15 protein-coding genes are annotated in these 12428 nt (G+C 42.1%); all 15 read left to right on the top strand.

Annotated elements, in window-relative coordinates; translation table 11 throughout:
- Positions 1-35: 35 nt before the first annotated feature.
- On the top strand, positions 36-1022 hold the full coding sequence (ftsY, locus tag BM126_RS03465; RefSeq protein ID WP_090988132.1) for a signal recognition particle-docking protein FtsY: 987 nt from the start codon (positions 36-38) through the stop codon (positions 1020-1022).
- Between the two features lie 282 nt (positions 1023-1304).
- Positions 1305-1637, top strand: a complete 333-nt coding sequence (locus BM126_RS03470) for a putative DNA-binding protein (protein ID WP_071349473.1) — start codon at positions 1305-1307, stop codon at positions 1635-1637.
- A gap of 12 nt (positions 1638-1649) precedes the next feature.
- On the top strand, positions 1650-2990 hold the full coding sequence (gene ffh, locus BM126_RS03475; protein WP_071349474.1) for a signal recognition particle protein: 1341 nt from the start codon (positions 1650-1652) through the stop codon (positions 2988-2990).
- A 164-nt stretch (positions 2991-3154) separates the two neighbouring features.
- Positions 3155-3427 carry a 30S ribosomal protein S16 gene (gene rpsP, locus BM126_RS03480; protein ID WP_071349475.1) on the top strand — a complete coding sequence of 91 codons (273 nt, stop codon included), beginning with the start codon at positions 3155-3157 and terminating at the stop codon, positions 3425-3427.
- 13 nt (positions 3428-3440) lie between these two features.
- Positions 3441-3671 (top strand): KH domain-containing protein, encoded by a 231-nt coding sequence (locus BM126_RS03485; RefSeq protein ID WP_071349476.1) that lies wholly within the window; start codon positions 3441-3443, stop codon positions 3669-3671.
- 350 nt (positions 3672-4021) lie between these two features.
- Positions 4022-4408 (top strand): YlqD family protein, encoded by a 387-nt coding sequence (locus tag BM126_RS03490; RefSeq protein ID WP_090988134.1) that lies wholly within the window; start codon positions 4022-4024, stop codon positions 4406-4408.
- 10 nt (positions 4409-4418) lie between these two features.
- Complete coding sequence (rimM, locus tag BM126_RS03495; RefSeq protein WP_090988136.1) at positions 4419-4937, top strand: ribosome maturation factor RimM; 519 nt, start codon at positions 4419-4421, stop codon at positions 4935-4937.
- The gene (gene trmD / locus BM126_RS03500) at positions 4937-5674 is read left to right on the top strand and encodes a tRNA (guanosine(37)-N1)-methyltransferase TrmD (RefSeq protein ID WP_090988137.1); all 738 of its coding nucleotides are present in this window, start codon (positions 4937-4939) and stop codon (positions 5672-5674) included. The genes rimM and trmD overlap by 1 nt, the downstream gene beginning before the upstream one ends.
- 128 nt (positions 5675-5802) lie before the next feature.
- Positions 5803-6150 (top strand): 50S ribosomal protein L19, encoded by a 348-nt coding sequence (gene rplS, locus BM126_RS03505; protein ID WP_071349480.1) that lies wholly within the window; start codon positions 5803-5805, stop codon positions 6148-6150.
- A gap of 292 nt (positions 6151-6442) precedes the next feature.
- Positions 6443-7309, top strand: a complete 867-nt coding sequence (gene ylqF, locus BM126_RS03510; RefSeq protein WP_090988139.1) for a ribosome biogenesis GTPase YlqF — start codon at positions 6443-6445, stop codon at positions 7307-7309.
- A 149-nt stretch (positions 7310-7458) separates the two neighbouring features.
- Complete coding sequence (locus BM126_RS03515; RefSeq protein WP_090988141.1) at positions 7459-8253, top strand: ribonuclease HII; 795 nt, start codon at positions 7459-7461, stop codon at positions 8251-8253.
- A 7-nt stretch (positions 8254-8260) separates the two neighbouring features.
- Positions 8261-10192, top strand: coding sequence for a hypothetical protein (locus BM126_RS03520; RefSeq protein WP_090988143.1), 1932 nt, complete (start codon positions 8261-8263; stop codon positions 10190-10192).
- Positions 10189-10467 (top strand): EscU/YscU/HrcU family type III secretion system export apparatus switch protein, encoded by a 279-nt coding sequence (locus tag BM126_RS03525; RefSeq protein ID WP_071349484.1) that lies wholly within the window; start codon positions 10189-10191, stop codon positions 10465-10467. The genes BM126_RS03520 and BM126_RS03525 overlap by 4 nt, the downstream gene beginning before the upstream one ends.
- Positions 10468-10552: 85 nt before the next feature.
- Positions 10553-11404, top strand: a complete 852-nt coding sequence (locus BM126_RS03530; protein ID WP_090988145.1) for a MurR/RpiR family transcriptional regulator — start codon at positions 10553-10555, stop codon at positions 11402-11404.
- A 115-nt stretch (positions 11405-11519) separates the two neighbouring features.
- Positions 11520-12404: an N-acetylmuramic acid 6-phosphate etherase gene (gene murQ / locus BM126_RS03535; RefSeq protein WP_090988147.1), complete on the top strand. Its 885-nt coding sequence runs from the start codon at positions 11520-11522 to the stop codon at positions 12402-12404.
- The last annotated feature ends 24 nt before the right edge of the window (positions 12405-12428 follow it).

Raw genomic sequence — 12428 nt, forward strand, 5'->3', positions numbered from 1 at the left:
CATGCACATGACCATTTCAAAAAGGAAGTGTTTAAATGAGTTTTTTTAAAAAACTGAAAGAAAAATTTACGAATCAGACTGATTCTGTATCTGACAAGTTTAAGCAGGGTCTGACAAAAACCAGAGATTCGTTCACTGGAAGAGTGAATGACCTTGTAGCCCGCTACAGAAAAGTGGATGAAGAATTCTTTGAGGAGCTCGAAGAAATCCTGATCAGTGCAGATGTTGGCTTTGATACTGTCATGGAATTGATTGATGAGCTGAAGATGGAAGTAAAACGCCAGAATATTTCTGATACCAAAGAAGTACAGTCGGTTATTTCTGAAAAGCTCGTTTCCATTTACCAAGGTGATGAGCGGGTTTCATCCTCACTGAACATCAAGGAAAATGAATTAACTGTCATTTTGTTTGTTGGTGTCAATGGTGTAGGGAAGACTACGACAATCGGGAAAATGGCACATAAATTCAAGGAAGAAGGTAAATCCGTCCTGCTAGCAGCCGGTGATACCTTCCGTGCGGGGGCCATCGAACAGCTTGAAGTCTGGGGAGAACGCTCTGGAGTTGAAGTGATTAAACAAGGCGAAGGCTCAGATCCTGCTGCTGTCATGTTTGATGCCATAAGATCTGCAAAGGCCCGCAAGGCAGATATTTTGATTTGTGATACGGCTGGCCGGCTTCAGAACAAAGTTAATTTAATGAATGAGCTTGAAAAGGTCAAGCGTGTCATTGAAAGGGAAGTGCCTGGAGCTCCGCATGAAGTGCTGCTTGTTTTAGATGCAACAACCGGCCAAAATGCTTTAGTGCAGGCAAAAACCTTTAAAGAAGCCACAAATGTATCTGGGATAGTGCTGACAAAGCTTGACGGGACTGCAAAGGGTGGAATTGTCCTTGCCATCCGGAAAGAACTTTCCATACCTGTTAAATTCGTTGGACTTGGTGAAGGCATGGATGACCTGCAGCCATTTGATGCTGAAAAATATGTGTATGGACTATTCTCGAACTTAATTGACGAAGAAGAATAGCAGCCGAAGAAAAACCGGAAGGAGCCTGCCTTCCGGTTTTCTTTATAGTACATAATAAATATTTTCCTTCTCGCAGCCTGCTGATTCTATGACTGTAAGTTCCGGCTGCCCGGCATACAATTTGTTCTAGCAGCATCCTGGAACGGACAGGAAAATTAAAATAAAGGACTATTAAAACTCCTTTCATTAAGACAGAAATGTTCACCCTTGACAGGGCTATTTGAACAATGTACACTATATTCTTGTAAAGTGTTTTCACTTAACAGCTGGGAGGGTCTGCAAATGCTCGAAAAAACAACGCGTGTAAATTACCTGTTTGATTTTTATCAATCGTTGTTAACAGAAAAACAAAAGAGCTATATGTCCCTCTACTATCTGGATGATTACTCTCTTGGCGAAATTGCCGAAGAATACGAAATCAGCAGACAGGCAGTTTATGATAATATAAAAAGAACAGAGGCAATGCTTGAGGAATATGAAGCAAAGCTGTTGTTATTCCAAAAATTTCAAGAGCTGAACGAGTGGATTGCTGAACTGAAGGCTTCGGCTGAAAAGGATTCCTTTTCAAAAGATGATCTTTTATCTGCACTCTCAAAGCTTGAGAAGTTAGATTAGGAGGCGGCAATAATGGCATTTGAAGGATTGGCCGACCGACTGCAAAGCACCATGCAAAAAATCCGCGGAAAAGGTAAAGTGAACGAAGCTGACGTAAAAGAAATGATGCGTGAAGTGCGTCTGGCGCTTCTTGAAGCGGATGTTAACTTTAAAGTCGTGAAGGATTTTGTGAAGCGCGTCAGTGAACGTGCAGTAGGTCAGGAAGTGCTGAAAAGCTTAACCCCCGGTCAACAGGTAATTAAGGTTGTTCAGGAAGAACTGTCAGAGCTAATGGGTGGGGAGCAGAGCAAAATTGCTGCGTCCAGTCGGCCGCCGACTGTCATTATGATGGTAGGCCTCCAGGGTGCCGGAAAAACCACAACAACCGGAAAGCTTGCAAATCTTCTCAGAAAAAAACACAACCGAAAGCCATTGCTTGTTGCAGCGGATATTTATCGTCCTGCGGCGATTAAGCAGCTTGAAACGCTGGGAAAACAATTGAGTATGCCTGTATTTTCTCTTGGTGATCAAGTAAGTCCGGTGGAAATTGCGAAACAAGCCATCCAAAAGGCAAAGGAAGAGCATCATGACTATGTTCTGATTGATACTGCAGGACGCTTGCATGTGGATGAAAAGCTCATGGATGAATTGAAAGATATTAAAGAGCTTTCAAAACCTGATGAAATTTTCCTTGTAGTAGATGCCATGACAGGGCAGGATGCTGTCAATGTTGCCCAAAGCTTCAATGAACAGCTTGGCCTGACTGGCGTGGTACTGACAAAACTTGATGGAGACACCCGCGGCGGAGCTGCACTGTCCATCCGTGCTGTCACCAATACTCCTATTAAATTTGTGGGTATGGGCGAAAAGCTGGATGCGCTTGAAGCATTCCACCCTGATAGAATGGCTTCAAGGATTCTTGGAATGGGTGATGTGCTATCCTTAATTGAAAAAGCCCAGGCAAATGTTGATGAAGAAAAAGCAAAAGAACTCGAGAAAAAAATGAGGACAGCAACATTTTCTTTTGATGACTTCCTGGAGCAGCTGGGCCAGGTCCGCAACATGGGACCATTAGATGACCTGATTAAGATGCTCCCTGGTGCGAATAAGATTAAGGGCATGGATAATCTGAACATTGACGAAAAACAGATCGGCCATGTTGAGGCAATTATCCGCTCAATGAACAAAAATGAAAAAGAGCATCCTGAGATTATCAATGCAGGGCGCAAAAAACGGATTGCAAAAGGAAGCGGCACAAGCATTCAGGAAGTAAACCGCCTCTTAAAGCAATTTGAAGAAATGAAAAAAATGATGAAACAAGTTACAAACATGCAAAAAGGGAAGAAAAAAGGTTTTAAATTCCCGTTCATGTAAAGGATTTCTAAGTCTTATTTCGGGTCTTTGGACTGGCAGATTGGCCTCTTTTAGGCCGGCCGCTAAGGTATTTTATGACTGTTAAGAAAAAAACCTTTACAAACATACCATACATTTGATATTATACTATCTTGTGTGAAACTATTCGGAGGTGCTTATTTAAAATGGCAGTAAAAATTCGTTTAAAACGTATGGGAGCAAAAAAGACTCCTTTCTATCGTATCGTAGTTGCAGATTCTCGTTCACCGCGTGACGGCCGTTACATCGAGGTTGTAGGAACTTACAATCCTGTAGCTCAGCCGGCAAAGGTTGAAATTAACGAAGAGCTTGCTCTTAAATGGATGCAAGATGGAGCAAAACCATCTGATACAGTCCGCAACCTTTTCTCTAACCAAGGCATTATGGAAAAATTCCACAATGCAAAAAACAGCAAGTAAAAGGTTTTAATTCATGAAAGAATTAATTGAAACGATTGTTTCTGCTCTCGTAGATTATCCTGATGAAGTAAACATTACTTCGCGGGAAGAAGAAGACCGTGTCGTGTATACTCTTTTTGTAAACAAAGAGGATATGGGCAAGGTCATCGGGAAACAGGGGCGCGTTGCAAAGGCGATTCGGACTGTGGTATATGCAGCAGGATCTTCACAGCATAAGAAAATCTATTTGGAGATTTCCGAATAAGGGAGGGCTTACACCCTTCCTTTTTTCGCTATATAAATCTTCTTTTCCTCAATGCAAGCAGGCAGCGTAACAGTCTGTATCCCCGTACAGCAGGGAAGCATACATGAAGGACAGGCTTGCCTGATTCATGTATTAAAGGCAAATGGTAAACGGCCAAACGAACTCTCTCTGATTTAAATTATTCATATCTAAACTCTTCCAATAAGCCGTCTGCATATTTTAAAATGGATAAAACAAACTGCTTTGGCAGCTGCTGCACATTCAGGTCCTAATATGAGGACTGGCTTTCCAAATATATATACATACCCTTGTTGCCGATGCTGAAAAATACCATTAAAGGAGGCGCTGGAGTGAAAATTCTCCAAAATGTGATTGTCAATCAGGTTTTAACAGAGTCCAGCAAGAACAAGCTCCTTGAAAAGTATAAAACAAAAAGGCTGCAGCTCCAGAAAGAAGCTGAGCAGCTGCGGTTTGAATTAAAGAAACTTGAAAAAACAAGGCCGATCCAGCCTGCAACCCTTCGTTCTCATTTTGAAAAGGAAATTAACCAGCGCCAGGAAAAAATAAAGCTGGTAGAATTTCAAATTGAACAATTGGATATCCTCCCGATTGGAAGCGAGCTGAAGGAGAGAGAAGTCCAAAGCATCATAGAAGTAGAAATAGGTGCGGATTGGGAAGAAACAATTGGGACAAAAACGATTGTCGTCAAAGACGGAGTTGTCTCAGAAATACGTTAGAGGTGAAGACATGGAAAAAATGTTTAATGTAGGGAAAATCGTGAATACTCACGGCATCAGAGGAGAAATACGTGTTATTTCCAAAACTGACTTTTCCGAAGAGCGCTATCAAAAAGGCAACATCCTTTATTTATACATGGATAATAAAAGTGAGCCAATCCCATTAACCATCGAGCATCACCGGGTGCATAAAAACTTTGATTTATTAACCTTTGAAGGATACAGCAACGTGAATCAGGTAGAAGCCTTTAAAGGCGGAATCCTTAAAGTCCCTGAGTCACAGCTGGGCACATTGGAAGAAGGGGAGTTTTATTTTCACGAAATCATCGGCTGTGAGGTGTTCACAGATACTGGCGAAGAAATCGGGAAAATAACAGAAATATTGACTCCGGGTGCAAATGATGTGTGGGTCATCAAACCTAAGACGGGTAAAGATGTCTTAATTCCGTATATCCCGCAGATAGTTAAAGAAGTGGATATTGCTAATCAAAAAATAGTCATTACACCAATGGAAGGGCTTTTGGACTGATGAAAATTGATGTACTTTCCATTTTTCCAGAAATGTTCTCAGGTGTCCTGCACTCATCTATCTTAAAAAAGGCTGCAGAGAAAAATGCCGTAAGCTATCATGTTACAAACTTCAGGGATTTTGCAGACAATAAGCATCATACTGTTGATGATTACCCTTACGGCGGCGGAGCAGGGATGGTGCTGAAGCCTCAGCCGATCTTTGATGCTGTCGATGCTTTGACTAGCCAGGCTGGCAAAAAGCCCAGGGTGGTCCTTCTATGCCCCCAGGGAGAGCGCTACACTCAAACAAAGGCGGAGGAGCTGGCGAAGGAAGAACATCTAATTCTGGTATGCGGGCATTATGAAGGATATGATGAACGGATAAGGGAGCATCTGGTCACAGATGAAATCTCAATCGGCGATTATGTGCTTACCGGCGGCGAACTGGGTGCAATGGTGATTATCGACAGTGTCGTCCGTCTTCTGCCCGGGGTTCTGGGCAACGAGGATTCTCCTGTCAAAGACTCTTATTCATCTGGTTTGCTGGAACATCCGCATTATACAAGGCCGGCGGATTTCCGCGGTATGATTGTTCCTGAAACACTGACATCAGGTAATCATAAAAAAATAGAAGAATGGCGCCTGAAGGAATCATTGAGAAGAACCTATAATAGAAGGCCTGACTTGCTGGAAAGTTATCCTTTGAATGATTCAGAGCGAAAACTGCTGAAGGAAATTCAAGACGGGGAAGAATAGCTATTGCAACAGGCTCTGCAGTATGTTATGATAAGTTTCGTGACTTGGCAAGATGCCTAAGTCTAATAACGATGTTCCGCTGCAATCATTAATGGATTGGCAAGAGCATTTTAGGAGGAGCAAAAAACATGCAAAACATTATTCAAGAAATCACAAAAGAACAGCTTCGCACTGATCTTCCAGAATTCCGTCCTGGTGACACTGTACGTGTACACGTTAAGGTTATTGAAGGAACTCGCGAACGTATCCAGTTATTCGAAGGTGTTGTAATCAAACGCCGCGGCGGCGGAGTGAGCGAAACTTTCACAGTACGTAAGGTTTCTTACGGTGTTGGAGTTGAGCGTGCATTCCCTGTACACACACCAAAAATCGCTAACCTAGAAGTGATTCGCCATGGTAAAGTACGCCGTGCTAAACTATACTATCTTCGTGAGCTTCGCGGTAAAAAAGCTCGTATTAAAGAGATTCGCCGCTAAGATATCAAAGATTGCCTAAACTAAAAGAGTTAAAAGGAGCTTGTTTTGCAGGCTCCTTTTTTTAATGAGGAATACATATCATTCAAGCTATCATGATTAACAGGCTGTCTTGAATGACTGAATATATCTGAAACACGTATAAAGTGGTTTTTCTGGAACAAGATAAGAAGCAATTGATAAAACAGTCATTTAAGCCCTTCGAACAACTATTCAAATTTATAGTACAGAGGCGGTATCGTTTTAGAGTTTTAAAACGGATTAGCTGAAAAAATAGCAAGAGAGGTGGATCCAGTTGACAATACAGTGGTTCCCGGGCCATATGGCCAAAGCGAGAAGAGAAGTAACGGAAAAACTTAAACTTATTGATATTGTATATGAGCTGGTGGATGCCAGAATTCCGGCTTCTTCAAGAAATCCGATGATAGATGAAATAATCCAGCATAAACCAAGACTTATCCTGTTAAACAAATCAGATATGGCAGATCAGGCAAAAACCAGGCAATGGCTGGATTATTACAGGGAGCAGGGAGTAACTGCGCTCGCAATTAATTCTCAGTCAGGAAGCGGTTTAGCTCAAATTACTGCTGTATCAAAGGAACTTTTGAAAGCGAAATATGACAGGATGAAGGCAAAAGGAATAAAGCCAAGGGCAATAAGAGCCATGATTGTCGGGATTCCGAATGCGGGAAAATCGACACTTATAAACCGGCTTGCAAAAAAGAATATTGCCAGAACAGGAAACGTTCCGGGAGTGACGAAAGCACAGCAGTGGATCAAGTTTGGAAAAGAGCTTGAATTGCTGGACACACCAGGGATATTATGGCCGAAATTTGAGGATCAGGAAGTAGGCCTGAAGCTTGCTTTAACAGGAGCCATAAAAGATACCCTTTTAAATCTTCATGAAATTTCACTATATGGATTGCGTTTTCTGGAGAAAGAATATCCTGAACGTTTGAAAAGCCGCTACAACCTCGAAGCCCTTCCAGAAGAACCTGTCGAGCTGTTTGATGCCATTGGAACATTCCGGGGCTGCTTAGCAGGAGGCGGAATGGTTGATTATGACAAAACAGCAGAACTGATTGTTAGAGAAATCCGCTCTGAAAAAATGGGGCCGCTGACTCTCGAAAAACCTTCAGATTTGCAGACAGAAGAAGAATGAGTATAAAAATAACGGGATTTAGATAATGAGTACTGTATCATTATTTCTAAAACCCCGTTTTTTTTTGAGTTTAGCATAGTATCTGCCGGCTGTTTTCTATGAAAAACTGAAAATAAGAAAGACTTGGCCGATAATTAAAATGATAGGTGATGAAATTGACAGCAGCATTAAAAATGAAGGAAATAGCTAACAAATTAAAAAGCATTCATAATCCAAAAGATGCCTTTCTTGCTGAATGCAGACTTGATGAAAGAAAAGGCGTAAAAGATTTAATAAAAAAATGGGATAAACAGCTGATAAAGCTGAAAGAAGAAAAAGAATTGTTCCAAAGTATGTCTACTTATGAACATGCATTGAAGAAGGAAGGCTTCTCGGCACTCTGCGGAATTGATGAAGCAGGAAGAGGCCCTCTTTGCGGGCCGGTCGTCGCGTGTGCTGTAATTCTTAAACCTGATTTTTATCTGGCAGGATTGAACGATTCCAAAAAACTCTCTGAAGCAAAACGGGAGGAATTTTTTACTGTTATACAACGTGAAGCCGAGTCAATCGGTGTAGGAATAATACATAGTGATGAAATCGACTCCTTGAATATTTACCAGGCATCAAAGAAAGCAATGAATGAAGCGATCTTGAATTTATCCTCTGTTCCTGATCATCTGCTAATAGATGCGATGGAACTGGAGATTGATATTCCGCAGTTTTCTATTATAAAAGGAGACTCGAAAAGCATTTCAATTGCAGCCGCTTCGGTTATAGCAAAGGTAACCAGGGATAAGCTGATGAAGGAATATAGCATGGAATTCCCTCAATATGGATTTGAACAGCATATGGGCTATGGAACCCAGAGACATTTAGAAGCCTTGCATAAATATGGTCTGACCCCGTGGCATCGCAGAAGCTTTGCACCAGTCAAGGAGATAGCCGAAAAAACTGTAAAAAGGTGATAGGATAATGAAGCCAGCCTTTATATCTATGAAAACGATTTTGCCAAATACTCCAGAACAGAAGCCGTTGTTTAAGAGCGGCCAGATATTCTTGGGAAAGGTGAATAAAATTTTCCCGAACCAAACGGCAGAAGTGCAAATTGGATCACAGAAGATCATTGCCTCACTTGATGTACCGCTGAAGGCCGGCAGCAGCTATTTACTGCAGGTGCAGCCTGGTCAGGGCATGGTACATCTAAAGCTCATTGATACGGGTACATCCAATTCAGCTGGAGGGAGCAATGGCTCGGCTGAACAGCTATTGAAGCTTTTGTCCTCACCGGCAAGCAGGGAATCAATTGATCTTGCAGGGTTTATGCTCAAAAATCAGCTTCCTGTTACAAAGGATTCTTTTGAGCAAGTTTTAAGCTGGATGAAAACTGCGGAAAATGAAGGCGAAGCATTTACGGCAATAAAAACGATGCATACTTCGGGACTTCCTTTTGTGAAAGACGTATTTCAGGCTCTGTTAGCCCACAGCAAGGGAGAGCCGATTCATAGAGTATTAAGTGAACTTTTAAAACAGCTGGAAGGAAGCCATACTGAAACGTCTTTAAAGACGCGCTCTTTAATCATTTCAATGATGTACACTGCCAAAGAGCGCCTGATGAAAGATCCGCTCCCTCCAATTATTGCAAGCTGGATGGACCCGCGTTTATCAGAGGATGACAATAAAGCCGCATTTTCTATTCTGCAAAAAACCGGGCTGATATCTGCAGATAAATCGGAGCCTGAAGTGATTGGGGATTTGTTTATGAAACCCAGGCTTCAGGCGCAAGCTGAATCAGCCGGGATCTTGCCTTTCTTGAAAGAGGCCCAAAACATGCTGACTCAGGCAAAAGCAGTAAATGCCGGGAACCAGGAAGCATTAAAGCCCCTACTAGACAGGTTCATCAGCTTAGTGAATTCAGCTTTTGATGCAGGAGCAGCTGCAAATGGAGAAGAGATTACTGCTGATCATGCGATTCCGGTAAACTGGGTGAATGCAGATATGGAAACTGGCGGGCTGCCGAGGAAACTGCTGCAGGCTGTCCAAAACCTGCTGGAGAAAAATGAGCCCTTAGCAAAGGGATTTCCGGATAAAGGCGCTTTGCTTTTGTCGCTTTTGAACGCAGACTCAGCAGAAGGGGCAGCTGAGAAGGCAGCAAACTTGCTGATGAAGGCCATGAAAGGAAATCCTGCAGATAATATTTTTCCGAAGAATGAGCTGCTGTTATTACGCAGCCTGGCGGAAAACGCATTATCTGAAATTGACAGTTCTCAATTTTCTGCACCAAGGTTTTTGAAGGACGCCGCAAAGCTGCTTGGGCTGAATCATGAACATTTTATAGTACAGCCTGAAGAAACGGGCAGGCAATCCTTCAGGGACCATCCTCTTTCGCTGAAATCTTTGCTTTTACAGCTGGTAACGGAAGATCATCCAAAAGATGTGAAGGATACGGCAGCTCTATTGATAAATAAAATCACAGCACAGCAAATATTGTCACAGGAAAACGGGCCGCTCCAAAATGTGTACATGCAGCTTCCAGTTGCCCTTCCTGGTTTTCAGACAGATGTGAGCATTCAATGGAGCGGACGCAAAAAAGAAGATGGAAGCATTGACCCGGATTATTGCAGAATCTTGTTTTACCTGGATTTACAGCAGCTTAAGGAAACAGTTATCGACATGAAAGTCCAGAACCGGGTAATAAAAATCACGGTTATGAACGAACAGCATCGGGAAATTGAACAGCTTTCAGGGGCATTTATTTCTCTGCTTAAAGAAAAAATAGAAAACCTGAACTATCAGTTATCCGCTATTAAGTTTTCAGCATGGAGCAAAAGCGAACAAGGTCCCGGTATCAACTCCTTCGGGCAGGGTGCGAAAATACCATATAAAGGATTGGATATGCGGGTATGACCAAGGAAAAAAGAAAAGAAGCAATTGCGCTGAAATATGATACGGAAATTAACAGCGCGCCTGTCATTGTGGCAAAGGGAAAGGGAAAGACCGCGGAGAATATTTTTGAAAAGGCAAAGGAATTCAATATTCCTGTTCAGGAAGATCCTTCATTGGTCGAACTGCTGGGGAAGCTGGATATCAATACCGCAATACCAGAAGAACTCTATCAGGCTGTAGCTGAAGTATTTGCTTTTATTTATAAAATTGATACACAGATGAAAAGTCACTCTTAACAGGGTGCTTTTTTTCATGCACTATAATTGAACCCAAGTGATACAATATGAATAGATTGCTGAATACAAAAAGGAGAACAGTATAATGAATGAAATTAGTATTCTTGCAAAAATCAGGAAAAATCTCTCGCTGTTTACTGATGCAGAAGGAAAAGTAGCAGGATATATTCTGGATCATCCAGGTTTTATACCAACCATGACCACCAGAGAATTGGCGAAACAAAGCGATTCAAGCGAAGCCAGCGTCGTTAGGTTCTGCAAAACGATAGGTGCGGGAAATTTCAAAATGCTGAAGATTATGCTGGCAAAAGAGAATACAATAGGGCACGGAAATATCAATCATTTTGCCTTGTTTGAAACAGAGGACACCCCTCTCAGCCTGTTTCAGAAGGTGACCTACCTTAATAAAAGTGCTATAGAATTATCCGCCCATACACTGGATAAAAGAGAGTTTGAACAGACCGCATCACATTTGAAATCTGCAAATAAAATTGCCTTTTTTGGTGTGGGAGGTTCGTTTCCCCCTGCCATTGATGCTCAATACAAATTTATGAAATTAGGCCTGAATGCTACTGCATCTTCAGATTTTCACTATGCTGTATCACAGCTGTCCATGATGAAACAGGGTGACTTGCTTGTTATCATCAGCACTTCCGGTAAAACAAAAGAAAGCATTGAGCTTGCACAGTATGCCAAAGAACAGGGAATTGTAACGGCAGCCATCACAGCGTTAAGAAAAAGTCCATTATATAAGATGGCTGATATCAAGCTGTGCATACCTGATGTTGAGGAAGAACAGAGAGTGGGGAGCATTGCATCGAGAATGGCACAGCTTAACATTATTGACGCATTATATTTAAGTCTTTTTCATGAAATAGGGAAAGAGATTTATCCATCCATTCATAAATCAAAGGAAATGCTGTCAGGGAGAAAATAACGAAGGCAGAATGTATTTTATGAAATTATAATTCATATATTTTAATAGAAATATTGATTTATAATTTCTCGATGCGTTATAATGAAAGCGCAAACAATGCGAAAGAGGTGATTCGGTGCTTGAAAGACTGTCCACAGAAAACCGCAACGAGAACACGATGAATCTGGATGAAATGACTGTAAGGGAAGTTCTTCAAGTGATGAATGAAGAAGACAGGTCGGTCCCAGCGGCCATACACAGTGAATTGCCGCAGATTGAACGAATTGTCAAGCTTACTGTGGAAGCTTTTAAAAAAGGCGGAAGGCTAATTTATTTAGGAGCAGGAACTTCAGGACGCCTCGGCATTCTGGATGCTGCTGAGTGCCCGCCAACTTTCGGCACTGTAAGTTCCATGGTGCATGGACTGATTGCCGGCGGAGAAAAGGCCATCATGACCGCTGTTGAAGGAGCGGAGGACTCAGAAGAGCTTGCAAAAAGGGATTTAACAGCATTAACTTTAAGTGCAAACGATGTTGTTGTCGGAATTGCAGCAAGCGGCAGGACACCTTATGTGATAGGCGGACTGAAATTTGCGAAGAGCAGGGGAGCAGCTTCCGGCAGTATTTCCTGCAATAAACATGCAGAAATCTCAAAGTATGCGGATATTGCCGTAGAGGCGGATACCGGCAGTGAAATACTGACAGGGTCGACGAGATTGAAGGCAGGGACAGCCCAGAAAATGATATTGAATATGATTTCCACAGCTGCAATGATTGGCATCGGGAAGGTATATAAAAATCTGATGGTAGATGTACAGCCAACAAATCAAAAGCTTGTGGAGCGTGCCAAAAGAATTATCATGCAGGCAGCGGAAACGGATTATGAAACAGCCGAACGATACTATAAGGAAGCAGGGGGCCATGTTAAAACGGCCATTGTCATGATTTTGACAAACTGTACATATGACGAGGCCGTAAAGAGGCTATCTGAAGCAGAGGGGTTTATCCGAAAAGCGCTTTAAACAGCCTGACAGGACAGCTGATAC

It is taken from the genome of Bacillus sp. OV322, assembly GCF_900112495.1.
Taxonomy (GTDB): domain Bacteria; phylum Bacillota; class Bacilli; order Bacillales; family DSM-1321; genus Peribacillus.

Coding starts and splice junctions, on each gene's coding strand:
- BM126_RS03525 (WP_071349484.1), top strand. CDS start 10,189: ATGACCAAGGAAAAAAGAAAAGAAGCAATTGCGCTGAAATATGATACG.
- BM126_RS03485 (WP_071349476.1), top strand. CDS start 3,441: ATGAAAGAATTAATTGAAACGATTGTTTCTGCTCTCGTAGATTATCCT.
- ftsY (WP_090988132.1), top strand. CDS start 36: ATGAGTTTTTTTAAAAAACTGAAAGAAAAATTTACGAATCAGACTGAT.
- BM126_RS03530 (WP_090988145.1), top strand. CDS start 10,553: ATGAATGAAATTAGTATTCTTGCAAAAATCAGGAAAAATCTCTCGCTG.
- rplS (WP_071349480.1), top strand. CDS start 5,803: ATGCAAAACATTATTCAAGAAATCACAAAAGAACAGCTTCGCACTGAT.
- trmD (WP_090988137.1), top strand. CDS start 4,937: ATGAAAATTGATGTACTTTCCATTTTTCCAGAAATGTTCTCAGGTGTC.
- BM126_RS03515 (WP_090988141.1), top strand. CDS start 7,459: ATGAAATTGACAGCAGCATTAAAAATGAAGGAAATAGCTAACAAATTA.
- BM126_RS03470 (WP_071349473.1), top strand. CDS start 1,305: ATGCTCGAAAAAACAACGCGTGTAAATTACCTGTTTGATTTTTATCAA.
- rimM (WP_090988136.1), top strand. CDS start 4,419: ATGGAAAAAATGTTTAATGTAGGGAAAATCGTGAATACTCACGGCATC.
- BM126_RS03520 (WP_090988143.1), top strand. CDS start 8,261: ATGAAGCCAGCCTTTATATCTATGAAAACGATTTTGCCAAATACTCCA.
- rpsP (WP_071349475.1), top strand. CDS start 3,155: ATGGCAGTAAAAATTCGTTTAAAACGTATGGGAGCAAAAAAGACTCCT.
- ffh (WP_071349474.1), top strand. CDS start 1,650: ATGGCATTTGAAGGATTGGCCGACCGACTGCAAAGCACCATGCAAAAA.